Here is a 21,692-nt window from a genome sequence, read left to right as displayed (position 1 = left end):
CCGGGTACGTCACCGGGTGCCGAGGACGCCGTCGCGGGCCAGCCGGGCGTACCAGCGGGCGCTGGAGCGCGGGGTGCGGGCCTGGGTCTCGTAGTCCACGTGGACGATGCCGAAGCGCTTGCTGTAGCCGTAGGCCCACTCGAAGTTGTCCAGCAGCGACCACAGGAAGTAGCCCCGCACCGGGGCGCCGTCCGACAGGGCGCGGTGGACGGCGGCCAGGTGGGCCTCCAGGTAGCCGATGCGTTCGGGGTCGTGCAGGTCCGGGGCGTACGCGGCCCCGTTCTCGGTGACCAGCAGCGGCAGGCCGGGGGCCTCCTCGGTGAAGCGCATCAGCAGGTCGTACAGGCCCGTCGGGTCGATCGCCCAGCCCATGTCGGTCCGTTCGCCCGGCGGCTGGTGGAAGGCGACCGCGTCGGCGCCGGGCCACGGGGAGTGCTCCGCGGCCCCGTGGCCGTCGGCGCGCGGGCCGCTCCCGCCGGGGGCCGCCGAAACCACCGCCGGGGTGTAGTAGTTCACGCCGAGGAAGTCCAGCGGCTGGTGGATCAGCGCCTCGTCGCCGGGGCGGACGAAGGACCAGTCCGTCACCGCGGCGGTGTCCGAGAGCAGGTCCTGCGGGTACGCCCCGCGCAGCAGCGGCCCGGTGAAGATCCGGTTGGCCAGGGCGTCGATCCGGCGCCGGGCGTCCAGGTCGGCCGCCGAGCCGGTCAGCGGCCGTACGGCGCTCGTGTTGAGCGCGATCCCGACCCGCGCCGAGGCGGGCAGGGCGGCGGCGGCCAGGCCGTGCGCCAGGCTGAGGTGATGGGCGGCGCGCAGCGAGTCGGCGGGGGAGGTGCGGCCGGGGGCGTGCACGCCGGAGGCGTAGCCGAGGAACGCGCTGCACCAGGGCTCGTTGAGGGTGGTCCACAGCTCCACCCGGTCGCCCAGCGTCTTCGCGACCTGCTCGGCGTACCCGGCGAAGGCGTACGCCGTCTCCCGCTCGGGCCAGCCGCCCGCGCTCTCCAGCTCCTGCGGCAGGTCCCAGTGGTACAGGGTCACGCACGGCTTGATCCCGTACGAGAGCAGCTCGTCGACGAGCGCGTCGTAGAAGCCGATCCCGCCGGAGAGCACCCGCGGCCAGGACACCGAGAACCGGTACGCCCCGAGCCCGAGGCCGGCCATCAGCCGGACGTCCTCGCGCCACAGCCGGTGGTGGTCCACGGCGACGTCGCCCGTGTGGCCGCCGTACACCTTGCCGGGCGTACGGCAGAAGGTGTCCCAGATGGACGGCCCCCGCAGTCCGGCGGCCCCCTCGATCTGGAAGGCCGCAGTGGCCGTGCCCCAGAGGAACCCCTCCGGGAACCGCACGCTCTCCATCGGCACAGTCGTCATCCTTTCACTGCTCCCTGCATGATGCCGCCGACGATCTGGCGGCCGAAGACGAGGAACACCAGCAGGAGCGGGAGCGTGCCCAGCAGCGCACCCGCCATGATCACCGACTGGTCGGGGACGTAGCCCCGGCCCAGCCCGGTCAGGGCCACCTGCACCGTCGGGCTGCCGTTCTGGGTCAGCGCGACGATCGGCCAGAAGAAGTCGTTCCAGGCCATGACGAAGGTCAGCATGGCCAGCACCGCCATGGCCGGGCGGGCCGCCGGGAACACCACGTGCCACACGATCCGCAGCGAGCTCGCGCCGTCCGTGCGCGCCGCCTCCACCAGCTCCGACGGCAGCGCCTGGGCCAGGTACTGCCGCATGAAGAAGACCCCGAAGGCGGAGACCAGGGTCGGCAGGATCACGGCCTGGAGCCGGTCCGTCCACGACAGCCGGGCGATGAGCATGTACAGCGGGACCACGCTCAGCTGCGGCGGGATCAGCATCGTCCCCACCACCAGCGACATCAGCAGCCGGCGGCCCCGGAAGCGGAGTTTGGCGAAGGCGAAGCCCGCCAGGGTGGAGAAGACGACCGTCCCGGCCGCCACCGTGCTCGCCACGATCACCGTGTTCAGCAGGGCCGCGCCCATGTTCGCGTCGGTCCACGCGACCTGGAGGTTTCGGCCGAGGTTCCCGCCGAACCAGAACGGCGGCGGGGTCTGCGCCAGCCTCGTGTTGCTGCGGGAGGCCGCGATCGCCGTCCACATCAGCGGGAAGAGCGAGCCGGCGGTGAACAGGACGAGTACCGCGTACGTGAGCCTGCCCGCGCGCAAGGACCTCATCGGGAAGCCTCCCGTCCGCGCAGCAGCCGCGCCGCGCCCGCGATGACCAGCAGGATCAGGAACATCGCCCACGCGATCGCCGAGGCACGCCCCAGGTGCAGGTTCACCCAGCCCTGCTCGTACAGGTACAGCCCGAGCGTCTGGAACTGGTGGTCCGAGCCGCCCGTGGCGCCCGCCCCGCCGTTGAACAGCAGCGGCTCGCCGAACAGCTGGGTCGCGCCGATCGTCGACACGACACAGGTGAAGAAGATCGTCGGCCGCAGCGAGGGCACGGTCACGTGGATGAACTGCTGCAGGCGCGAGGCCCCGTCCAGCGCCGCGGACTCGTACAGCTCACCCGGTACGGCCTGCATGGCCGCCAGGTAGATCAGCGCGTTGTAGCCGGTCCACCGCCAGATCACGATGGTGGAGACCGCCAGCTGCGAGGCGAAGGTGCCGTTCTGCCAGTCCACCGCGTCGAAACCCACCGTCGACAGCGCCCAGTTGACCATCCCGTAGTCCCGGCCGAAGAGCAGCACGAACACGAGCGTGGCCGCGGCCACGGAGGTCGCGTACGGGGTGAGCACCGCCACCCGGAAGAAGGCGGAGCCGCGCAGCTTGTAGTTGAGCAGGTGCGCCAGGCCGAGGGCGATCGCCAGCTGCGGAACCGTCGACAGCAGCCCGATCGTGACGGTGTTGCGCAGCGCGTTCCAGAAGAACTCGTCGTCCCACAGCCGGGTGAAGTTGCGCAGCCCCACCCACGTCATGGAGTCCGGATCGGTCAGCTCCACCTGGTGCAGCGCCGCCCAGCCCGTGTACAGCAGCGGGAACAGCCCGAAGGCGGCGAAGAAGAGGAAGAAGGGCGCCACGAAGGCGTACGGGCTCCAGCGCAGGTCCCAGCGGTAGCGGCGCGAGCGCCACACCTGGCCCCGGCCGTCCCCCTCGTCCCCCCGCACGGAGCGGGAGGACGAGGGGGACAGGACAGCCGTCTCGTCCGTCACGGGCGCCTCACTGGTCCAGGGCGTTGTTGATCGCCTTCACCGCGGCCTCCCAGCCCTCCTGCGGGCTGCGGCCCTTCTGGTCGACCTGGAGCATCCCGATGTCCGCCAGGTTCTGTGCGATCACCAGGTCCTTCGGGCCGACCACCGTCACCGGGATCCCTTCGGCCGCCTTCGCGAAGATCTCGCCGATCGGGGCGCCGCCGAAGTAGGCGTGCTGCGCGCCCGAAACCGTCGGCAGCTTGTACGCGGCGCTCGCGCTCGGGAAACTGCCCCGCTTCTCGAAGAGCTTCGCCTGCTGCGCCGGAGCCGTCAGCCAGGCCGCCAGCTTCGCCGCCTCCTCGGCGTGCTTGCCCGCCTTCGGCACCACCAGGAACGAGCCGCCCCAGTTGCTCGGCTTCGGCGCCGGCGCCACGTCCCACTTGTCCTTGCCCGCCGGGCCCGCCTTGTCCTGGATGTAGCCGAGCATCCAGGCCGGGCAGGAGACAGTCGCGAAGGTGCCGTTGGCGAAGCCCTGGTCCCAGGCCGGGGTGAACTGCTGGAGCTTGGCGCTCAGCCCCTCGGTGGCGAAGGAGGCCGCCAGGTCGAAGGCCCCGCGCACGGCCGGGTTGGTCTTGTAGACGACCTTGCCCTGCTCGTCGTAGAACCGCTGGGCGCTGCTCCCGGTCACCGCCGCCATCACGCCCGAGGCGGAGTCCACGAAGGCCTTCCCCTCGCCCGCCTTCGCCTTGTACGCCTTACCCGCCTCCAGGTACTTGTTCCAGTCGCCCGCCCACAGCGCCCCGACCGCCGCCCGGTCGCCCGGCAGGCCCGCCGCCTCGAAGAGGTCCTTGCGGTAGCAGATCCCCTGCGGCCCGATGTCGGTGCCGAGGCCGACCGTGGCCCCGCCCTTCGCCGCGCTCGCGGTGCCCTGAGCCCACTTCCACGGCAGGTACGAGGCCTTGTCCACTCCCGGCGCCTTGCCCAGGTCCACCAGCTTGTCGGCCTGCGTGGAGGTGATCTCGGCGATGTTGTTGACCTCGACGGCCTGGATATCGGCGAGCCCGCTGCCGGTGCCCAGGTGGGTGAGGAGCTGGGGGTAGTAGTTCTCGTTGCGCTCGATCGAGGTCTGCTCGATCCGGATCCCGGGATTCTGCGCCATGTACTCGTCGTAGAGCCCGGCCTCCTGGAGGCCGAAGGCCCCGAAGACCCCGACGGTGAGGGTGGTCTGGCCCTTGCCGCCGGCCGGTGCGCCCTTCCCGGGGGTCTCGGCCGGGTCCTGCGCGCATCCCGCGAGCAGGACGGCCGCCGCGCCGAGCAGTCCGGCCGTGGTGACAAGATTTCTTCGGGCTCGCATCTGGGGCCTCCCTGGAGGACGGAACGTGCCGGGTGTCGTGTGCCACAGTGTGGGAGCGCTCCCACGGTCGTCAAGAGGTAGATTCACAACTGGGAGGAAGCCATGAGCGGGCACGGGCGAAGCGGGGGACGGCCGACCCTGGAGGAGGTCGCGGCACGCGCCGGAGTCGGGCGCGGCACGGTCTCCCGGGTGATCAACGGTTCCTCCAAGGTCAGCGAGCATACGAGGGCGGTGGTCGAGGCGGCCGTCGCGGAGCTGGGGTACGTGCCCAACCGCGCCGCGCGCGCCCTCGCGGCCAACCGTACCGACGCCGTCGCGCTGGTGATTCCCGAGCCGGAGGCCCGCTTCTTCGCCGAGCCGTACTTCTCGGACGTGGTCCGCGGGGTCGGTGCCGCCCTCGCGGAGACCGACGTCCAGCTCGTCCTCACCCTGGCCGGCAGCGACCGCGAGCGCCGCCGCCTCGCCCAGTACCTGTCCGGGCACCGCGTGGACGGGGTGCTCCTCGTCTCCGTCCACGCCGGGGACCCGCTGCCCGACCTGCTGGCCGAGCTCGGCATCCCGACGGTGATCAGCGGCCGGCGCTCCGCCGCCGAGCCCCTGCCCTCCGTGGACTCCGACAACCTGGCGGGCGCCGCCGAGGCCGTACGCCACCTCCTCGGACGGGGCCGCCGCGTGATCGCCACGATCACCGGCCCGCTGGACGTGTACGGGGCCCAGTGCCGCCTCGACGGCTACCGCCAGGCCCTGGCCGCCGCCGGGCACCCCGTCGACGAGCCGCTGATCGCCGTCGGCGACTTCACCGAGGACGGCGGCCGCCGGGCCATGCGGGAGCTGCTGGAGCGCCGCCCCGGGCTCGACGCGGTCTTCGCGGCCTCGGACGTGATGGCGGCGGGCGCCCGGCGGGAGCTGCGCGCGGCCGGGCGCCGGATCCCGCAGGACGTGGCGCTGGTCGGCTTCGACGACTCGGTGGTGGCCCGGCACATGGACCCGCCGCTGACCAGCGTCCGGCAGCCGATCGAGGAGATGGGCCGGACCATGGCGCGCGTGCTGCTGGAGCGGATCTCGGGGAAGCCGGGGGGCGGGGCGGCGGCCGTCGTGCTGCCGAACCGGCTGGTGGTCCGCGAATCGTCCTGAGGGCGAGGGCGAGGGCGAGGGTGAGGGCGGGGCGCCGACGTAAACGCAGAGGGCCCGGTCCGCTTTCGCGGACCGGGCCCTCTCGCAGGGTGAGTGACGGGACTTGAACCCGCGGCCACCTGGACCACAACCAGGTGCTCTACCAACTGAGCTACACCCACCATGTCCGGTCGGAGAACCGACCGGCCGAAGAAAAGGGTACAGGGTCCGGGAGGGTGCTCGCTCCCCCCTTCTCGCCGCCCTCGCTCCGGGGTGGCTATCCGCCGGGCAGGACGTGCTTGGCGGCGATGGCCCGCGCCGTGTCCGAGTCGGGTCCGGGCTGCGGGACGAAGACCGCCTCCCGGTAGTAGCGCAGCTCGGCGATGGACTCCTTGATGTCCGCCAGCGCCCGGTGGTTGCCGTTCTTCGGGGGGCTGTTGAAGTACGCCCGGGGGTACCAGCGGCGCGCCAGCTCCTTGACCGAGGACACGTCCACGATCCGGTAGTGCATGTAGCTCTCCAGCGCGGCCATGTCGCGCAGCAGGAAGCCGCGGTCGGTGCCGACCGAGTTCCCGCACAGCGGGGCCTTGCGGGGTTCCTTGACGTGTTCCCGTACGTACGCGAGGACCTGGGCCTCGGCGTCGGCGAGGGTGGTCCCGCCGGCCAGCTCGTCGAGCAGTCCGGAGGCCGTGTGCATCTCGCGCACCACGTCGGGCATGGTCTCCAGGGCGGTGTCCGGCGGGCGGATCACGATGTCCACGCCTTCGCCGAGCACGTTGAGCTCCGAGTCGGTGACCAGTGCGGCCACCTCGATAAGTGCGTCGTCCGTCAACGAGAGCCCGGTCATCTCGCAGTCGATCCACACCATGCGATCGTTCATGTGTCCCACCTTATGCGGTCCCCGGGATCCGGGGAGCTGATCGCACGTCGCCGGCCGCACACGCGGAAGGTCCCCCATCGGAGGTGACCGATGGAGGACCTTCTCTTGCCGTACCCGTTGTGAGGGTTACGCGTGTTCCCGCAGGACCCGGCCCGGGGCGTACAGCTCGGTCACCGTCGGGCCCGTGGCGGCCAGGGCCGCCGCCGCCCGCTGGGGCTGCGGAGTGCGCTGGTGCGGGACCGGGCTCTCCGAGAGCTGGGACACCTGGGCCACGTCGGCCTGCGGCCGCCGTGCCCGGTAGGCGGAGCGGTAGGCGGCCGGGGAGGACCCCAGCTGCCGCCGGAAGTGCCCGCGCAGGGCGACCGGCGACCGGAACCCGCAGCGGCCGGCGACCTCGTCGACCGAGTAGTCGGAGGTCTCCAGCAGCCGCTGTGCCTGGAGCACCCGCTGGGTGATCAGCCACTGGAGCGGCGCGCTGCCGGTCAGCGAGCGGAACCGCCGGTCGAAGGTGCGCCTGCTCATGTAGGCGCGGGCCGCCAGGGTCTCCACGTCGAACTGCTCGTGGAGGTGTTCCAGCGCCCAGGCGACGACCTCGGCCAGCGGGTCGGCGCCGATCTCCTCCGGCAGCGACCGGTCGAGATACCGCTCCTGGCCGCCCGAACGGCGCGGCGGTACGACGAGCCGGCGGGCCAGAGCCCCGGCCGCCTCACTGCCGTGGTCCGTGCGCACGATGTGCAGGCACAGGTCGATTCCGGCCGCGGTGCCCGCGGACGTGAGCACGTCGCCGTCGTCGACGAACAGTTCGCGCGGATCGACATGGACGGACGGGTACCGCTTGGCCAGCGTCGGCGCGTACATCCAGTGCGTCGTCGCGGGCCGGCCGTCCAGCAGACCGGCGGCGGCGAGCACGAAGGCTCCCGTGCACAGTCCGACGATCCGGGCTCCCTCCTCGTGCGCCAGACGCAGTGCGTCGAGCGCCTCGGGGGGCGGTGGTGAAGTGATGGAACGCCACGCGGGCACGACGACCGTGCCTGCCCGGGCGATCGCCTCCAACCCGTACGGCGCGGTCAGTTCGAGTCCGCCGGTGGTCCTGAGCGGACCGTCCTCACCGGCGCACACGAGCAATCGGTAGCGTGGAACTCCCGCGTCCTGCCGGTCAATGCCGAACACGGAGAGTGGAATGGAGCTCTCGAAGATCGGTCCGCCGCTGAAGAGCAGCACCGCGACGATCTCCCTGCGGCGACGCCCCGCGAGCTTCCGGCCGGCGTCTGCGACGACGGCGGTGGAATCCTGGCTCATGGCGCTAAGCCCCCCTTGGGTGTCGCGACTCCTTGGTCTGGTCGCACCTGCACGTTTCCCCTCGGCCTTGCACGTGGATCCCCCGCCGTAAATACATGATCGAATCTACTGCGTCCCGTGGTGTCGGCGTGACAAGTTCAGCACGCACCGCTATGTCGACTTCTCAACTTGGCGAAAAGCATTCGATCAGGAAGCGTTCCGCTCCGCTACCTGCCGGAGGTGCGTCACGTCCGGCCGTGGCCAGTACCCGTAGGGTCGAGACACCCCCCGGCGTCTGTCGTCGCTGGTGGTAGGGGGGTTGGGGGGACATTCCGGCAAGGGGGGCACCCTGTCGGGAAGTTGGCTGAAAACGTGCGGGTGTGGGTGTGCGAATGAGTCAGTCGTGCGGGGACACGGGCTCGGAACGTCCGCACGCCCGGTGGGTCCCGGACCCGCCGCGCGAGTGCCGGCCCCGGTGGCCGGGCGGAATCCGGTCCTCCGACCGGACCCGGGCCGTGGCCCGCAGTGTCCTCTCCGACTGGCGCAGCAGCACCCGGCACGCGGCCGTGACGGCGAGCAGGCCGAGGGTGGCGACTGCCGCCCCGCCGAAGGATGTTCCGTAGACGACGAGGACCACGGGGACCAGCAGGCAGCTGAAGGCGGCCCAGCGCACGACGTCACCCGCGGGGTCGTCGTGACGGCGCCCGGCGGGACGCACGGACGGGTGAAGAGCGGGGCGGGCGGAGGCGGGGTACTGCGCGACGGTGTCGGCGTAGTGGATGGAATGCGTCGGCTGGGCTGGCTGGACGGGGTGAACCGGATGGCCGGGCACGGCGTACTCCCTGCGGGCTCTTCCTGGACGGTCGGTCGCATGCCCAACGCGGCCGGGTCGGGCTCGGTCACTGCGCGCACGGGTGGCAACGAGCCGGAATGTCACTGGCTGTAGGGGACAGCGGACATTGCCAAGGCGCGCTCACTCCGGCATGCTCCCTGGGACGCTCTCCTAGGGCGGCAAGCCCTGTGCTGCCCTGTGCAGGACAGGAGTGTCGCCGTACCCTGGTGGGTATGGGCTTGGGAAGATGCTTCCCGGACAGAGCTCCGTCACCCAGCGTCGCCGAAATTCGCCCCTGTTGCTTCCTCCAAGGACCTCTTCGCCGAGACACCCATGGCCGGTCACGAATTCTCCGATCCCGCGGACCGCAAGCGCAAACGCCTCGCCGACCCCGCGTCGGCCGCCGATCTGCGCGCGGTGGAACAGACACGCCTGCACTGCGATCCGGCCTTCCGGCACGGAGTCGTTGTGGGATTCGACGGATCCACCTCCAGTGAGCGCGCCCTCGCGTACGCGATCGGTATGGCCCGCCGCTCCGGATCCGGACTGATCATCGTCCATGTCGCGAACCGGCTGCCCACCACCGTGTGGGCCGGCTGCGAGCCTCCGGTGTTCGTGGACGTGCCGGACCACCGCACCGAGGTGCTCGGGCTGGAGCTGGCCTGCGCGGACTATCTGTCCGAGGTGCCGTGGATCCTGGTCGAGCGGGGCGGGGACATCTGCCACGAGCTGGAGGAGGTCGGCCGGGAGTACTCGGCCGACGCCATCGTGGTCGGATCGACGCACGGCATCGTGGGCCGGATCTTCGGCTCGGTGGCCGGCCGGCTGGCCAAGCGCGCACAGCGACCCGTCGTTGTCATTCCTTGACTGCTCCCCTCCCTGAAGGGAGGGGATTTTCTGGCTCACGCAGCCTCCCGGGGCGGCGCCTCGGGAGGTCTTCCACGATCAATGCCAACCGGGGTCAGACCAGCCCGGACGAGCATCACGCGCGCGGAGTTCTTGTCCCGTGGGGACACGGCCCCGCACGCGGTGCAGGTGTATGTGCGCTCTCCCAGCGGCAGTGCGTGCTTGGCTCTCGCTCCGCACTGCGCGCAGTCCATCGTGGTGTGCGCGGGGTGTACCAGGTGCACGGTGCGTCCGTGCTTGCGGCCCATTTCGATCAGGGCTTGCTTGGTGGCGCCGATGGCGGCGTCAGCGGCCTTCCTGGCCATGGTGGTCTTCGCGAGGAACTTCGGCCGGAAATTCTCCATCGCAAGGGCGTCGTGGTCGCGGACCACAGACTTGGCCCACTTGCGGGCTGTGTCCTGCCGCTGCCGGGCGACCTTCTTGTGCAGCTTGGCGCGCTGCCTCTTCACCTTGCGGTGGCCCTTCGACGCTGCCCGCCCCTTTGCGGATTTCCGGCGGGCCATCATCCGGTCGTACCGGGTCAGCTTCGCGGCGGCTCGTCTGCCGTACTCGGCGTGCGGCAGATCGTGGGTGTCGCTGGTGGTGGTCGCGGTCTCGCGCACGCCCCAGTCGATACCGATCACCCGCCCGGTGGCAGGCAGCAGCTCGGCTTGGACGGGGAGGACGAATGAGCAGTACCAGTGTCCGAGGCTGTCCTGATAGACGCGCACGCTGGACGGGTCGGCGGGCAGCTTGCGCGACCACACCACCGTCAGGATGATCCCCCCGACCAGGTGCAGAGCGCCGTTCTTCAGGCGGAAGCCACGCTTTGTGTAGTTCAGCGACGGGGCGGCCTCACGCTTCTGCTTGTACTTGGGCATCCCGGCTCGACGCGCCATGGGTAGGCGGTCCCTGATGTCTTTCTGCGCCTTGGCCCTGGACCTGCCGAAGTCGCGTATCAGTTGTTGCTGCGGGACCGAGCCGCCTTCTCTCAGCCAGGCGTTCGCCTTCCGGGCTTCGGTCAGTATTTTGTCGAGTTGCGCGGGACCGCAGGTGCGCTTGTCCATGCCGTCGGGCCTGGCTTTGTTCCATGCGTGGACTTGCTTGGACTTGGCCACGCACTCGTTCCAGATCCACCGGATCCGGTCCCACTCGCCCAGCAGAGAGGCACGGGCAGTGGATGGCACCCGAAGCCTGAAGGTGTACCGGGCGGCGTGCCCGGCATTCTCGGCTATCCGTGGTGTCGTCATGACGCGACCGTAACGCCGTGTTCTTCGCTGTCCGCCCGGATTTTCCGACGATCCCCCGAACGAGTGGCCGATCCGGTCGGCGACTGGCTCCCCATCTCGACCAGGTGACCGCGCGCGTTGGGGCGGGTGCTGTGGGTTATGCACCCGTGTAAAGGGTAGATAAATGCTGCTGGGACGCAGCAAACAACTGCAGATCGAAGGGAGCCCGCCGTGGACAATGGTGTCTCTGCGGGAAGCACGGCCTCGACTTCGACCCTGGGGAACATCGCCCTGGGTCTGACCCTTCTCGCATTCGGTATCGGCCACACCGGCGTCATCGACGGCGTGACCGCTGCCAGTTCCGTATCGCTCGCGATGTACGTCGGCGGCGTCGCCCTCTTCCTCCTCGGGCTCCTGGAGTACCGCGGCGGCAACGGGTTCAACGGCACCGCGTTCGCGGGCATCGGCATCTTCTGGTTCACGTGGGCCAAGGGCGCGGGAGCTTCGGTCTCCGACGAAGCCGCCGGAGCGTTTCTTGTCCTCTTCGCGCTGCTCGCGCTGACCCTCACGGTCGCCGCCGCGAGCGGTCTGTTCAGCCAGGGCGTCTACGCCCTGCTGACCCTGTCCCTGCTCCTGCTGGCGATAGGCGCCTTCGCGGGCAGCGGCGGGCTCGCCAAGGCCGGCGGCTGGGTCGCCGCCGTGGCCGGCCTGCTGGCCTGGTACGGGGCCACCGCGGCCCTGGCGCACTGGCCGATGGCCCTCGGCAGGGCGGGGCGCGGCGCGGTCGCCGCGGGCTGAGCACCACATGGAGAACCCCCGTGCGCGGTGCGCAGGGGGGTTCCTCACGTGGTGGGGCGGGTCGGCTACTCGACCGTGACCGACTTCGCCAGGTTGCGCGGCTTGTCGATGTCCCGGCCCATGGCCAGGGCCGTGTGGTACGCCAGCAGCTGGAGCGGGATGCCCATCAGGATCGGGTCCAGCTCGTCCTCGTTCTTCGGGACCACGATGGTGTGGTCCGCCTTCTCCTGCTCGCGGTGGGCGACCGCGAGGATGCGGCCGCTGCGAGCCTTGATCTCCTCCAGCGCCGCGCGGTTCTTCTCCAGCAGGTCGTCGTCCGGGACGATCGCGACCGTCGGCAGCGAGGGCTCGATCAGCGCCAGCGGACCGTGCTTGAGCTCGGAGGCCGGGTAGGCCTCGGCGTGGATGTAGGAGATCTCCTTGAGCTTCAGGGAGGCCTCCAGCGCCACCGGGTAGCCGCGCACCCGGCCGATGAACATCATCGACTTGGCCTCGGCGAACTCGGCGGCCAGCTTCTTGATGTCCTCTTCGCCGTCGAGGATCTCCTGGATCTGCGCGGGCAGCTTGCGCAGGCCCTCGATGATCCGCTTGCCGTCGGTGACCGACAGGTCCCGGATCCGGCCCAGGTGCACGGCGAGCAGCGCGAACGCCACGACCGTGTTGGTGAAGCACTTGGTGGAGACGACGCAGACCTCGGGGCCGGCGTGCACGTACACGCCGCCGTCGGCCTCGCGGGCGATCGCCGAGCCGACCACGTTGACCACGCCGAGGACGCGGGCGCCCTTGCGCTTGAGCTCCTGCACGGCCGCGAGCACGTCGTACGTCTCACCGGACTGGGAGACCGCGATGTACAGGGTGTCGGGGTCCACGACCGGGTTGCGGTAGCGGAACTCGGAGGCCGGCTCGGCGTCCGCGGGGATCCGGGCCATGCCCTCGATGAGGCCGGCGCCGATGAGGCCCGCGTGGTACGAGGTGCCGCAGCCCAGGATCTTGACCCGGCGGATGCCGCGCGCCTCGCGCGGGTCCAGGTTCAGGCCGCCCAGGTGGACGGTGTTGAAGCGGTCGTCGATCCGGCCGCGCAGCACGCGGTCGACCGCGTCGGGCTGCTCGGAGATCTCCTTGTGCATGTAGGTGTCGTGGCCGCCCATGTCGTACGAGGCGGCCTCCCACTCCACGGTCTCCGGCGTGGCGGTGGTCGTCGTACCGCTGGTGGTGTAGGTGCGGAAGTCGTCGGCCTTGAGGGTGGCCATCTCGCCGTCGTTGAGGGTGACGACCTGGCGGGTGTGGGCGATCAGCGCGGCGACGTCGGAGGCGACGAGCATCTCCTTCTCGCCGATGCCGAGGATGACCGGGGAGCCGTTGCGGGCGACCACGATGCGGTCGGCGAAGTCGGCGTGCATCACGGCGATGCCGTAGGTGCCCTCGATGACCTTGAGCGCCTCGCGGACCTTCTCCTCGAGGGTGTCGGCCTGGGCGCGGGCGATCAGGTGGGTGATCACCTCGGTGTCGGTCTCGGAGGCGAACACCACGCCTTCGGCCTCCAGCTTGGCGCGCAGCTCGGAGGCGTTGTCGACGATGCCGTTGTGGACGACGGCGACCTTATTCTCGGGGTCCAGGTGCGGGTGCGAGTTGACGTCGCTCGGGGCGCCGTGGGTGGCCCAGCGGGTGTGGGCGATGCCGGTGGTGCCGGCGAAGCGCTTGGGGACGCGGGACTCCAGCTCGCGGACCCGACCCTTGGCCTTGACGGCCTTGAGGGCCGGGGCCTTCGGGCTGTTGACGACGATGCCCGCGGAGTCGTATCCGCGGTACTCCAGTCGCTGCAGGCCTTCCAGCAGCAGCGGTGCCACGTCACGCTTGCCGATGTAACCGACGATTCCACACATACGGTTCTGCCCCTCCTGAAGTTCGGTTCTGTACTCGTCCGCGGCCGCGTGCGGCGGCCGCTCAGCCGTAGACGATGCGGCGCAGCTGCCGGAGCGAGAGCTCCGAGGGCGCCACGGCGCGGTGCGGCAGCTCGGCCGCGATCCGCTCGAAGATCTCCGCGTTGACCGCTCCGCCGGACTGCAGTTCCCGGTGGCGGCGGCGGACGAACTCCTCGGTCGTCTCGTCGAAGTACGCGAGCACGTCGAGTACCACCCGGGCGGCCTCGCCGCGCTGCAGCGCGGTGCTGCGCACCAGGTGGTCGACGAGGTCGTCATGCGACGGGCGGCGATCGAGCACCCGTAGATACTGGCGGGTGATGGCGCCGAATGCAAAAGATCCTGCCCGAATCCGGGCAGGATCCTTCTGGTATGGACCAGCGGAATGGATGGATCCGGTCAGAAACGCCGCAAAACGGCCTGCTTGGCGGCCGCGAACTCCTCAGCCGTGAGGATCCCCGTCTGATGCATCTCGCCGAGCTCGCGCAGGCGGCGCAGGAGCGTGTCGTGGTCCGCCGCGGTCTCCTCCGGCGGCGCCGCGGCCGCACTGAGGACGGGGACCGCGGCGGGGGCGCCGTCGGCCGCGGCCGCCGCCGGGTGGGGCAGCCGCAGCGCCACCGCAGCCGCGACCAGCGCCATCAGCGGGTCGTTCTTGAAACCGAAGAGCTCCACCGTGAAGGGGTCGTACTTGGGCGCGGCGGCCGACGCGACGCCCACCGGGAGGAAGCGCAGCCAGCCGTTGCTCAGACCCTTCGACGGGGACCACTCCACCGTCCGGAGGTCGGCCAGGCCGAAGCCCCGCGTCCCGCCGGACCGCTTGGCCTCCTCGGCCGTCCAGTTCCACTCCAGGGTGACCCGGTCCCCGTCGAAGGCCACGGTCCCGTCGCCCGCGGCCACCGTGATCGGCACCGCGGGACCCGGCAGCAGGTACTCACGGGTGGGGCCGGTGTCCACCTGCTCCAGCAGCAGCGCGGCCCGCACCTCGTCCACGAAGTACTCCGCCACCCCGGTCCGGTCCTGCTCCACGGTGAGCCGGTACGGGTCGGAGGCCTCCGACAGCCGCCCGCCGGTCACCTGGAGCAGAGGATCCGCGCCGTCACGCAGCCGTAGTCGGAGCCGGCCCGCCTTGCGCCCCGGCTCGAAGCTGATCCCGGCCAGCGCGCGCAGCGGCACGGCCACTTCGCCGAGCGTCTGGCGCAACGGGCCCACCCCCTTGTCGCGGCCCGGCACGATGCGCACCGTGTCCCCGTCGAAGGTCCAAGTGCCGTCCTTCTGGATGATTTCCGCCATCCGATGATTCTCGCACCGGCCAGGACGGCCCACTTGGCCTATACCTGCCTCATGAGAGTCCTGCGACGCACGCTCGGCACCCTCCTCGTCCTCGGCGCCCTCGGTGTCTCCGTCTCGTGTACCGACGCCCGCGGTGACGACGCCAGGGCCGGCGACGATCCCCCCGCCGCCCTGGCCCCCTTCGAACGGCTCCTGCCCGCACCCGTCTCCGCGAGCGCCGAAGGCCCCGGGTACGCCGTCGGGCCGGGCACGGTCATCCGTACCGGCCCGGGGCCGGACGAGGAGGTCCGGCGGGTCGGTGAACTCCTCGCGGAGCAGCTGCGCGGCCCGAGCGGGCTGCCGCTGCCCGTGGTCGGCGGGGCCGGCGGGGACGGGATCTTGCTGCGGATCGACGAGGAGACGGAGGGGGTCGGCGACGAGGGGTACCGGCTGGAGTCCCGCCCGGACGGGATCACCCTCACCGCGCGGACCCCGGCGGGGCTGTTCCACGCGGGGCAGACGCTGCGCCAGCTGCTGCCGGTGGCGGGCCCCGGGACGGTGCCGGGCGGGACGGTCACCGACCGGCCGAGGTTCGCGTACCGCGGGGCGATGGTGGACATCGCGCGGCACTTCTTCACGGTCGAGCAGGTCAAGAGGTACGTCAACCAGATCGCCCAGTACAAGGTCAACACCCTGCACGTGCACCTGACCGACGACCAGGGGTGGCGCCTGGCGGTCGACTCCTGGCCGCGGCTGGCGGAGTACGGCGGCGGCAGCGAGGTCGGCGGCGGACCCGGCGGCCACTGGACGAAGGACGAGTACCGGGAACTCGTCGCCTACGCGGGGCAGCGGTACGTCGACGTGGTCCCGGAGATCGACATGCCGGGGCACGTGAACGCGGCGCTCGCCTCGTACGCGGAGCTGAACTGCGACGGCAAGGCCCCCGCGCGGTACACGGGGATCAAGGTCGGTTTCAGCTCGCTGTGCGTCGGCAAGGAGCGGACGTACCAGTTCATCGACCAGGTGCTCGGCGAGCTGGCGGAGCTGACGCCCGGCCGCTACCTGCACATCGGAGGCGACGAGGCGCACTCGACGCCCGCCGCGGACTACGCGGCCTTCATGGACCGGGCGCAGGCGGTGGTGGGCCGGTACGGGAAGACGGTGGTCGCCTGGCACCAGCTGGCGGCGGCGCGTCCGGCGCCGGGCGCGGTGCTGCAGTACTGGGGCCACGACCGCACCCCGGCGGCGGACAGGACACGGGTGGCGACGGCGGCCGCGGCGGGCCACCCGTTGATCCTGTCCCCGGCGGACCGGCTCTACCTGGACATGAAGTACGACCTGGCCACGAAGCCGGGCCTGGCCTGGGCCGGCTTCGTCCCGGTGCGGCGGTCGTACTTCTGGAACCCGGGCTCCTACCTGCCCGGCGTCCCCGAATCCGCGGTCCTGGGGGTGGAGGCCCCGCTGTGGACGGAGACCGTCGCGACGCGCGCCGACTGGGAGTTCATGGCCTTCCCCCGGCTCCTGAGCCTGGCGGAACTGGGCTGGTCCCCGCAGGCCGCACTCGGCTGGACCTCGTACAGCCGCCGCCTGGCGGCCCAGGCACCCCGCCTGGAGGCCCAGGACATCACCTTCTACCGCTCGCCGGACGTCCCCTGGTCCTAGGACCTGTCGTGGTCCCGCACCGGGATCCACGCGAGGCGTGTCCGCGAAGAGGGCCGGTCAGGGCTTCGCGGACACGCCTCGCGGGTGAGGGAGCGGTCGCGGCGTCGAGGGACTGTATCGAGACCGCGACCGCCCCCGGTCACCGCCGGGCGAAGGCCGCGACGGGGTTCCTGAGGGTGCCGATCAGCTGGAGGGCGGCCGACGGGTCGGCGAGGTCGACCATCTGCTTGTTGTTGCGCAGCTGGAGGCGGTTCAGGCAGGACAGCTGGAACTCGTCCGCGAACAGGTCGTAGCGGGCGAAGCGCTCCGCGAGGGCCGGCACGGAGTCCTGGTACGCGTGGGCGCAGTCCGCGACCGCCCGCCAGAACGTGTCCTCGTCGCAGATGCCCTCCGTGACGAGGATCGGGCCGAGGAAGCGGAAGAAGCAGTCGAAGACGTCCGTGAAGACCGACAGCAGCTTCATGTCCTCCGGGATGTCCGCCCGGACCCGCTCGACCGCGGGCGGCAGGACCGCGTCCGGGTCCATGACCACGATCTCCTCGGCGATGTCCTTGAAGATCGCCCGCTTCACCACGCCGCCCTCGATGACGAGGATCGTGTTCTCGCCGTGCGGCATGTACGCGAGGTCGTACCGGTAGAAGCAGTGCAGGAGGGGGACCAGGTACGCGCGGAGGTAGGACGCCAGCCACTGCGACGGGGTCAGGCCCGACTCCGCGATCAGGGCGCCGACGAAGGAGTTGCCCTCGGCGTCCACGTGGAGGAGCGAGGCCATGGTGGCCAGGCGCTCGTCGCCCTGCAGGGAGTTCACGGGGGACTCGCGCCACAGCGCGGCCAGCATCTTGCGGTACGGGGAGTACCGGTCGGTGGCGCGCTCGTACTGGCGGTGGTGGTAGCCGATCGCCGCCCGCTCGCGGATGATCGAGAAGTCGACGGACCGCAGGACGGGGTCCGACTCGATCAGCTGGTGGAGCCAGTCGTTGATGGCCGGGGTGGCCTCCATGTACGCGGCCGACAGGCCGCGCATGAAGCCCATGTTGAGGACCGAGATGGCGGTCTTCACGTAGTGCTTCGCGGGGGTGGTCGTGTTGAAGAACGTACGGATCGACTGCTGGGGCAGGTAGGCGTCGGAGCCTTCGCCCAGCAGGACCAGGCGCTGGTTCGCGATCTCGGCCGCGAAGGTGACCGTGGTCTTGTTCCACCACTGCCAGGGGTGGACGGGGAGCAGGTGGTAGTCCGCCAGGTCCAGGCCGAGGGAGGACAGCTTCGCGGAGAAGCCGGCGATGGCCGCCTCGCCCAGTTCGGCGCGCATGAACGCGTCGTGGTCCAGGTCCGCGCCCGCCGTGAAGGTGGAGACGTCCTTGCGGGCCGCCACCCACACCAGGTGGACCGGGCTCGCCGTCTCGGGGGCGTACGAGAGGTACTCGTGCACGCCGAAGCCGAGGCGGCCGTTGTTCGCCACGAAGCAGGGGTGGCCCTCGGTCATGCCCGTCTCGATGTCCTGGAAGGAGGACGTGGCCAGCACCGACGCGGGGACCTGCGGCTTGGTGTACTTGAAGCCCGTGCCGGCCAGGGTGGAGGAGATCTCCTCCAGGTAGACGGGCAGGACCTCGGCGCTGAGGCCCAGGGTCCCGCTGAGCTCGATGTGGAAGTCGAGGGCGTCCAGCGGGAGCTCGGCGCCGTCCTGGTGGCGGGTGATCGAGGACTCGTCCACCGACCAGTGGTCCAGGGCGTGGAGGTCGGCCTTGAAGCGGTACTCGACGGTGGAGTCGTCGCTCAGCACCGAGTAGAAGCCGGAGTCCAGCGGCTTCGGAGTCAGCAGGCGCTCGTGGGAGAACTCCGCGAGGGCCTTGCGGACGAGGGCGCGGTTGGCCCGTGCCCACAGCTCGGGGGAGAGGTGGGAGACGGCGTCGGCGAGGCTCATATCGAGAGTTCCTTCGTGGTGCTGATGCCGGTGGCGGCCTCGAACCGCGCACGGGTGCAGAAGCTCAGCAGGGCTTCCTTCTCCGGCTTCTGGACCGGGCCGTCCGGCAGGAAGCCGACGGCCTCGTTCAGGGCGTGGACCGCCGTGTTGCGGACGTCCGGTTCGACGACCACACGGGCGGCCGCCGGGTCCGCGAACACGGCCGCCATGACCGTGGTGATGACCGCGCGGGTGAACCCGTGCACGGGGGTGTCGCTCGGCGCGACGAGGAAGTGCATGCCGACGTCGCCGGGCTGGGCGTCGTAGAGGCCGACCAGCTCCAGCTCGGCCGGGTCGTACGTCTCCATCAGGAAGGCCGGCCGGCCCTCGTGGAGGCCGATGAAGGCCTGGTGGTGCTCGGCCGCGGCGATCTTCATGTACTCGCGCTCGACGTCCGGCAGCGAGGCGTCCTGCATCATCCAGAACGAGGCCTTGGGGTGCGTGACCCAGCCGTGCAGGAGTTCCGCGTCCGAGAAGGGGTCCAGCGGGCGGAGGGAGAAGGTCCCGAGCGCCGCGTCGGTGCGGGCGTACAGGATCTCGGAGGTGGTGCTCATGCGTGCGTGCCTTCCGGGGCTGCGAACTGCTGGAACGCGATGGACTTCTCGACCTTGTAGTGCTCGCGGCCGAGGAGCTCACCGATGATGTACGCGTTGCGGTACGCGGCCATGCCCAGGTCGGGCGAGGTGAGGGAGTGGTTGTGGGTCGCGCCGTTCTGCAGGTAGACCTCGCGCCCGGTGGTGTCGACGCTGTAGTTGCGGGCGGCGTCGAGGCGGCCGCGGCCGTCGAAGTTCAGCCGGTCGCGCAGGGGGGCGAGGAACTCCGGGACGGTGTACTTGTAGCCGGTGGCCAGGACCAGGCCCTCGGTCGCGAGGGTGAAGTCCCGCTCCTGCTCCTCCTGGCGCAGGCCCAGGGTGTACGTGCCCGTGGTGGTGTCGTAGGCCGTGCTGTTCAGCGAGGTGTTGGTCAGCAGGGTGGTCGGGACGGCGCCCGGCATGCTGATCTTCTTCTGGTAGAGCAGGTCGAAAATGGCGTTGATCAGGTCGCCGTCGATGCCCTTGAAGAGGTTCTTCTGCTGGGTCTCCAGCCGGTAGCGGGTGTCCTCGGGGAGGGCGTGGAAGTAGTCCACGTACTCGGGGGAGGTCATCTCCAGCGTCAGCTTCGTGTACTCCAGCGGGAAGAACCGCGGTGAGCGCGTGACCCAGTTGAGCTGGTAGCCGTACACGTCGATCTCGGCCAGCAGGTCGTAGTAGATCTCGGCCGCGCTCTGGCCGGAGCCGACCAGGGTGATCGACTTCTTCTTCTGCAGCTCCGCTTTGTGTCGCATGTAGGCGGAGTTGTGCAGGAAGTCCCCGCCGAGGCGGGCGCAGGCCTCCGGGACGAAGGGCGTGGTGCCGGTACCGAGGACCAGGCGGCGGGCCAGGTGGGTCTCGCCCCGGTCCGTGCGGACCTCGTACAGGCCGGCCCGCTCGTCGTAGGTGACCTCGGTGACGGAGGTGGAGTACAGGACGTTGTCGAGCCGGTCGGCGGCCCAGCGGCAGTAGTCGTTGTACTCGGCCCGCAGCGGGTAGAAGTTCTCCCGGATGTAGAAGGAGTACAGCCGGTCCTGGTCCTTCAGGTAGTTCAGGAAGGAGAAGGGCGACGTCGGGTCGGCGAGGGTGACCAGGTCCGACATGAACGGCGTCTGCAGGTGGGCGCCGTCCAGGAACATTCCGGCGTGCCACTCGAAGTGCGGCTTCGACTCGATGAACAGGCCGTCGAGTTCGTCGATCGGCGCCGTCAGGCAGGCGAGTCCCAGATTGAAGGGTCCCAAGCCGATGCCGATGAAGTCGTGGGGCTCAGTGGTGGACGGCAAGGGATTCTCCCAGGAACTGCTCGGCGTGTGCGGCGAGAAGGTCGAGGACGGCCGTGATGTCGGCCGTCGTGGTCTGAGGGTTGAGGAGGGTGAACTTCAGGTACTGGTCCCCGTCCACCTTGGTGCCCGCGACGACGGCCTCGCCGGAGGCGAACAGGGCCTTGCGGGCATGCAGGTTGGCCTCGTCGACCAGGTCCCCCCGGACCTCGCCCGCCGGGACGTAGCGGAAGACGAGGGTGGAGATCTGGGGCCTTACGACGACCTCGAAGCGCGGGTCGGCGTCGATGAGGTCCCAGCCGGCGGCGGCCAGGTCGACGACCTCGTCGAAGAGCGAGCCCACGCCGTCGGCGCCCATGACGCGCAGGGTCATCCAGAGCTTGAGCGCGTCGAAGCGGCGCGTGGTCTGGATGGACTTGTCCACCTGGTTGGGGATGTGCTCCTCGGCCATCCGGCGCGGGTTGAGGTAGTCCGCGTGGTACGTGGCGTGCCTCAGGGTGTCGCTGTCGCGGACCAGCACGGCGCTGGAACTGACGGGCTGGAAGAAGGACTTGTGGTAGTCGACCGTGACCGAGTCGGCGCGCTCGATGCCGTCGAGGAGGTGCCGGCGGGTGGGGGAGACCAGCAGTCCGCAGCCGTACGCGGCGTCCACGTGCATCCACGCGCAGTGCTCAGCGGCCAGGCGGGCGATCTCGGGGAGCGGGTCGATGGACCCGAAGTCGGTGGTGCCTGCGGTGGCGACGACGGCCATCGGGAAGAGGCCTTCGGCGGCGCACTCCTCCAGCTCCAGGGCGAGCACCGCGGTGTCCATGCGGCGGCTGCGGTCGACGGGGACGGCGATGACGGCCTCGTAGCCGAGTCCGAGCATGGCGGCCGACTTCTTCACGCTGAAGTGGCTGGCCTCGGAGGTGAAGATGCGCAGTTTCGGGAGGAGTTCGGCCTTGGTGAGCTCGCGGCCCTCGTCCAGCGCCTTCTTCATGACGATGCGGCAGGCCTCGTCACGGGCGAGGAGCAGCGCGTGGAAGTTGGACTGGCTGCCGCCGGAGGTGAAGATGCCGTCGGCGCCGGGGCCGAGGCCGATGCGCCGGGCGGTCCAGTCGATGAGACGGCGCTCGATGAGCGTGCCGCCGATGGACTGGTCCCAGGTGTCGAGGGAGGAGTTGACGGCCGACAGGACCGCCTCGCCGAGCACCGCGGGGATGACGACCGGGCAGTTGAGGTGGCCCAGGTAGCGCGGGTGGTGGAAGTAGACCGCGTCGCGCAGGTAGACGTCCTCCAGCTCGTCGAGGGCGGCGGCCGGGTCTTCGAGCGGCTTGTCGAGGTCGATCCCGTCGATGACCGGGGCGAGTTCGTCGACGGAGATGCCGGTGTGGGGCCGCTGCGTGCTCGCGAGTTTGGCCGCGACGCGTTCGACTCCCTCGGTGACGGAACGCCGGTAGAGGTCCGCGGTCGTCTCGTTCAGCAGATGCGAGCGCATCAACTTTCCTCCGGGCAGGCAGAGCGGGGGGTGGGGTGG

The 21,692-nt window shown here is 70.6% G+C and carries 19 protein-coding genes and 1 tRNA gene; 4 read left to right on the top strand and 16 right to left on the bottom strand.

The genetic code is table 11. The annotated features are described in order from the left end of the window. Positions 1-9: 9 nt before the first annotated feature. From OG429_RS15070 to OG429_RS15055, 4 genes are read right to left on the bottom strand one after another with little or no spacing between them, the layout of a single operon-like run. Positions 10-1,368 carry a GH1 family beta-glucosidase gene (locus OG429_RS15070; RefSeq protein WP_328925843.1) on the bottom strand — a complete coding sequence of 453 codons (1,359 nt, stop codon included), beginning with the start codon at positions 1,366-1,368 and terminating at the stop codon, positions 10-12. Continuing rightward, on the bottom strand, positions 1,365-2,189 hold the full coding sequence (locus tag OG429_RS15065; RefSeq protein WP_328925842.1) for a carbohydrate ABC transporter permease: 825 nt from the start codon (positions 2,187-2,189) through the stop codon (positions 1,365-1,367). Before OG429_RS15065 ends, OG429_RS15070 begins: the two co-directional genes overlap by 4 nt. Then, positions 2,186-3,124, bottom strand: coding sequence for a carbohydrate ABC transporter permease (locus OG429_RS15060; RefSeq protein WP_328930274.1), 939 nt, complete (start codon positions 3,122-3,124; stop codon positions 2,186-2,188). Before OG429_RS15060 ends, OG429_RS15065 begins: the two co-directional genes overlap by 4 nt. 52 nt (positions 3,125-3,176) lie before the next feature. Next, the gene (locus OG429_RS15055) at positions 3,177-4,502 is read right to left on the bottom strand and encodes an ABC transporter substrate-binding protein (RefSeq protein WP_328925841.1); all 1,326 of its coding nucleotides are present in this window, start codon (positions 4,500-4,502) and stop codon (positions 3,177-3,179) included. Positions 4,503-4,604: 102 nt separating this feature from the next. On the opposite strand from OG429_RS15055, the gene OG429_RS15050 reads away from it, so the two are divergent. After that, complete coding sequence (locus OG429_RS15050; RefSeq protein ID WP_328925840.1) at positions 4,605-5,636, top strand: LacI family DNA-binding transcriptional regulator; 1,032 nt, start codon at positions 4,605-4,607, stop codon at positions 5,634-5,636. A gap of 88 nt (positions 5,637-5,724) precedes the next feature. On the opposite strand, the gene OG429_RS15045 is transcribed toward OG429_RS15050, so the two are convergent. The 4 genes from OG429_RS15045 to OG429_RS15030 form a co-directional block, all read right to left on the bottom strand. Then, positions 5,725-5,797, bottom strand: a tRNA-His gene (locus OG429_RS15045). A gap of 95 nt (positions 5,798-5,892) precedes the next feature. Continuing rightward, the gene (gene orn, locus OG429_RS15040) at positions 5,893-6,495 is read right to left on the bottom strand and encodes an oligoribonuclease (RefSeq protein WP_328925839.1); all 603 of its coding nucleotides are present in this window, start codon (positions 6,493-6,495) and stop codon (positions 5,893-5,895) included. A 126-nt stretch (positions 6,496-6,621) separates the two neighbouring features. Beyond that, positions 6,622-7,794: a helix-turn-helix domain-containing protein gene (locus OG429_RS15035; RefSeq protein ID WP_328925838.1), complete on the bottom strand. Its 1,173-nt coding sequence runs from the start codon at positions 7,792-7,794 to the stop codon at positions 6,622-6,624. A 376-nt stretch (positions 7,795-8,170) separates the two neighbouring features. Then, the gene (locus OG429_RS15030) at positions 8,171-8,605 is read right to left on the bottom strand and encodes a hypothetical protein (protein WP_405679922.1); all 435 of its coding nucleotides are present in this window, start codon (positions 8,603-8,605) and stop codon (positions 8,171-8,173) included. 333 nt (positions 8,606-8,938) lie between these two features. Between OG429_RS15030 and OG429_RS15025 the strand changes: the two genes are divergently transcribed. Further along, positions 8,939-9,472, top strand: a complete 534-nt coding sequence (locus OG429_RS15025; protein ID WP_328925837.1) for a universal stress protein — start codon at positions 8,939-8,941, stop codon at positions 9,470-9,472. A 35-nt stretch (positions 9,473-9,507) separates the two neighbouring features. Here the strand turns inward: OG429_RS15025 and OG429_RS15020 are convergent, their stop codons facing one another. Then, the gene (locus OG429_RS15020; RefSeq protein ID WP_328925836.1) at positions 9,508-10,740 is read right to left on the bottom strand and encodes an RNA-guided endonuclease InsQ/TnpB family protein; all 1,233 of its coding nucleotides are present in this window, start codon (positions 10,738-10,740) and stop codon (positions 9,508-9,510) included. Between the two features lie 210 nt (positions 10,741-10,950). On the opposite strand from OG429_RS15020, the gene OG429_RS15015 reads away from it, so the two are divergent. Further along, positions 10,951-11,517: an acetate uptake transporter gene (locus OG429_RS15015; RefSeq protein ID WP_328925835.1), complete on the top strand. Its 567-nt coding sequence runs from the start codon at positions 10,951-10,953 to the stop codon at positions 11,515-11,517. A 65-nt stretch (positions 11,518-11,582) separates the two neighbouring features. Here the strand turns inward: OG429_RS15015 and glmS are convergent, their stop codons facing one another. From glmS to OG429_RS15000, 3 genes are all read right to left on the bottom strand, one after another. Beyond that, complete coding sequence (gene glmS, locus OG429_RS15010; RefSeq protein ID WP_328925834.1) at positions 11,583-13,400, bottom strand: glutamine--fructose-6-phosphate transaminase (isomerizing); 1,818 nt, start codon at positions 13,398-13,400, stop codon at positions 11,583-11,585. A 61-nt stretch (positions 13,401-13,461) separates the two neighbouring features. Then, on the bottom strand, positions 13,462-13,737 hold the full coding sequence (locus OG429_RS15005) for a hypothetical protein (protein WP_328925833.1): 276 nt from the start codon (positions 13,735-13,737) through the stop codon (positions 13,462-13,464). 98 nt (positions 13,738-13,835) lie between these two features. Then, positions 13,836-14,726, bottom strand: coding sequence for a DUF4429 domain-containing protein (locus OG429_RS15000; protein WP_328925832.1), 891 nt, complete (start codon positions 14,724-14,726; stop codon positions 13,836-13,838). A 51-nt stretch (positions 14,727-14,777) separates the two neighbouring features. Here OG429_RS15000 and OG429_RS14995 point away from each other — a divergent pair, with 51 nt between their 5' ends. Beyond that, positions 14,778-16,367, top strand: a complete 1,590-nt coding sequence (locus OG429_RS14995) for a beta-N-acetylhexosaminidase (protein ID WP_328925831.1) — start codon at positions 14,778-14,780, stop codon at positions 16,365-16,367. A gap of 139 nt (positions 16,368-16,506) precedes the next feature. Here the strand turns inward: OG429_RS14995 and OG429_RS14990 are convergent, their stop codons facing one another. From OG429_RS14990 to OG429_RS14975, 4 genes are read right to left on the bottom strand one after another with little or no spacing between them, the layout of a single operon-like run. Continuing rightward, positions 16,507-18,288 carry an IucA/IucC family protein gene (locus tag OG429_RS14990; RefSeq protein ID WP_328925830.1) on the bottom strand — a complete coding sequence of 594 codons (1,782 nt, stop codon included), beginning with the start codon at positions 18,286-18,288 and terminating at the stop codon, positions 16,507-16,509. Then, entirely contained in the window at positions 18,285-18,881 is a 597-nt protein-coding gene (locus OG429_RS14985) for a GNAT family N-acetyltransferase (RefSeq protein WP_328925829.1), read from the bottom strand. The genes OG429_RS14990 and OG429_RS14985 overlap by 4 nt, the downstream gene beginning before the upstream one ends. Beyond that, entirely contained in the window at positions 18,878-20,179 is a 1,302-nt protein-coding gene (locus tag OG429_RS14980; RefSeq protein WP_328925828.1) for a lysine N(6)-hydroxylase/L-ornithine N(5)-oxygenase family protein, read from the bottom strand. The genes OG429_RS14985 and OG429_RS14980 overlap by 4 nt, the downstream gene beginning before the upstream one ends. Beyond that, positions 20,163-21,653 (bottom strand): pyridoxal phosphate-dependent decarboxylase family protein, encoded by a 1,491-nt coding sequence (locus OG429_RS14975; protein WP_328925827.1) that lies wholly within the window; start codon positions 21,651-21,653, stop codon positions 20,163-20,165. Before OG429_RS14975 ends, OG429_RS14980 begins: the two co-directional genes overlap by 17 nt. Positions 21,654-21,692: the final 39 nt, after the last annotated feature.

The organism is Streptomyces sp. NBC_00190, assembly GCF_036203305.1.
Classification (GTDB): domain Bacteria; phylum Actinomycetota; class Actinomycetes; order Streptomycetales; family Streptomycetaceae; genus Streptomyces.
This window is presented reverse-complemented; position numbering and strand designations above follow the sequence as displayed.

What these genes read in the sequence shown, in the direction of transcription:
- OG429_RS15070 (WP_328925843.1), bottom strand. Translation starts at nt 1,368, where the DNA reads ATGACGACTGTGCCGATGGAGAGCGTGCGGTTCCCGGAGGGGTTCCTC.
- OG429_RS15065 (WP_328925842.1), bottom strand. Translation starts at nt 2,189, where the DNA reads ATGAGGTCCTTGCGCGCGGGCAGGCTCACGTACGCGGTACTCGTCCTG.
- OG429_RS15055 (WP_328925841.1), bottom strand. Translation starts at nt 4,502, where the DNA reads ATGCGAGCCCGAAGAAATCTTGTCACCACGGCCGGACTGCTCGGCGCG.
- OG429_RS15050 (WP_328925840.1), top strand. Translation starts at nt 4,605, where the DNA reads ATGAGCGGGCACGGGCGAAGCGGGGGACGGCCGACCCTGGAGGAGGTC.
- orn (WP_328925839.1), bottom strand. Translation starts at nt 6,495, where the DNA reads ATGAACGATCGCATGGTGTGGATCGACTGCGAGATGACCGGGCTCTCG.
- OG429_RS15035 (WP_328925838.1), bottom strand. Translation starts at nt 7,794, where the DNA reads ATGAGCCAGGATTCCACCGCCGTCGTCGCAGACGCCGGCCGGAAGCTC.
- OG429_RS15025 (WP_328925837.1), top strand. Translation starts at nt 8,939, where the DNA reads ATGGCCGGTCACGAATTCTCCGATCCCGCGGACCGCAAGCGCAAACGC.
- OG429_RS15020 (WP_328925836.1), bottom strand. Translation starts at nt 10,740, where the DNA reads ATGACGACACCACGGATAGCCGAGAATGCCGGGCACGCCGCCCGGTAC.
- glmS (WP_328925834.1), bottom strand. Translation starts at nt 13,400, where the DNA reads ATGTGTGGAATCGTCGGTTACATCGGCAAGCGTGACGTGGCACCGCTG.
- OG429_RS15000 (WP_328925832.1), bottom strand. Translation starts at nt 14,726, where the DNA reads ATGGCGGAAATCATCCAGAAGGACGGCACTTGGACCTTCGACGGGGAC.
- OG429_RS14995 (WP_328925831.1), top strand. Translation starts at nt 14,778, where the DNA reads ATGAGAGTCCTGCGACGCACGCTCGGCACCCTCCTCGTCCTCGGCGCC.
- OG429_RS14990 (WP_328925830.1), bottom strand. Translation starts at nt 18,288, where the DNA reads ATGAGCCTCGCCGACGCCGTCTCCCACCTCTCCCCCGAGCTGTGGGCA.
- OG429_RS14985 (WP_328925829.1), bottom strand. Translation starts at nt 18,881, where the DNA reads ATGAGCACCACCTCCGAGATCCTGTACGCCCGCACCGACGCGGCGCTC.
- OG429_RS14975 (WP_328925827.1), bottom strand. Translation starts at nt 21,653, where the DNA reads ATGCGCTCGCATCTGCTGAACGAGACGACCGCGGACCTCTACCGGCGT.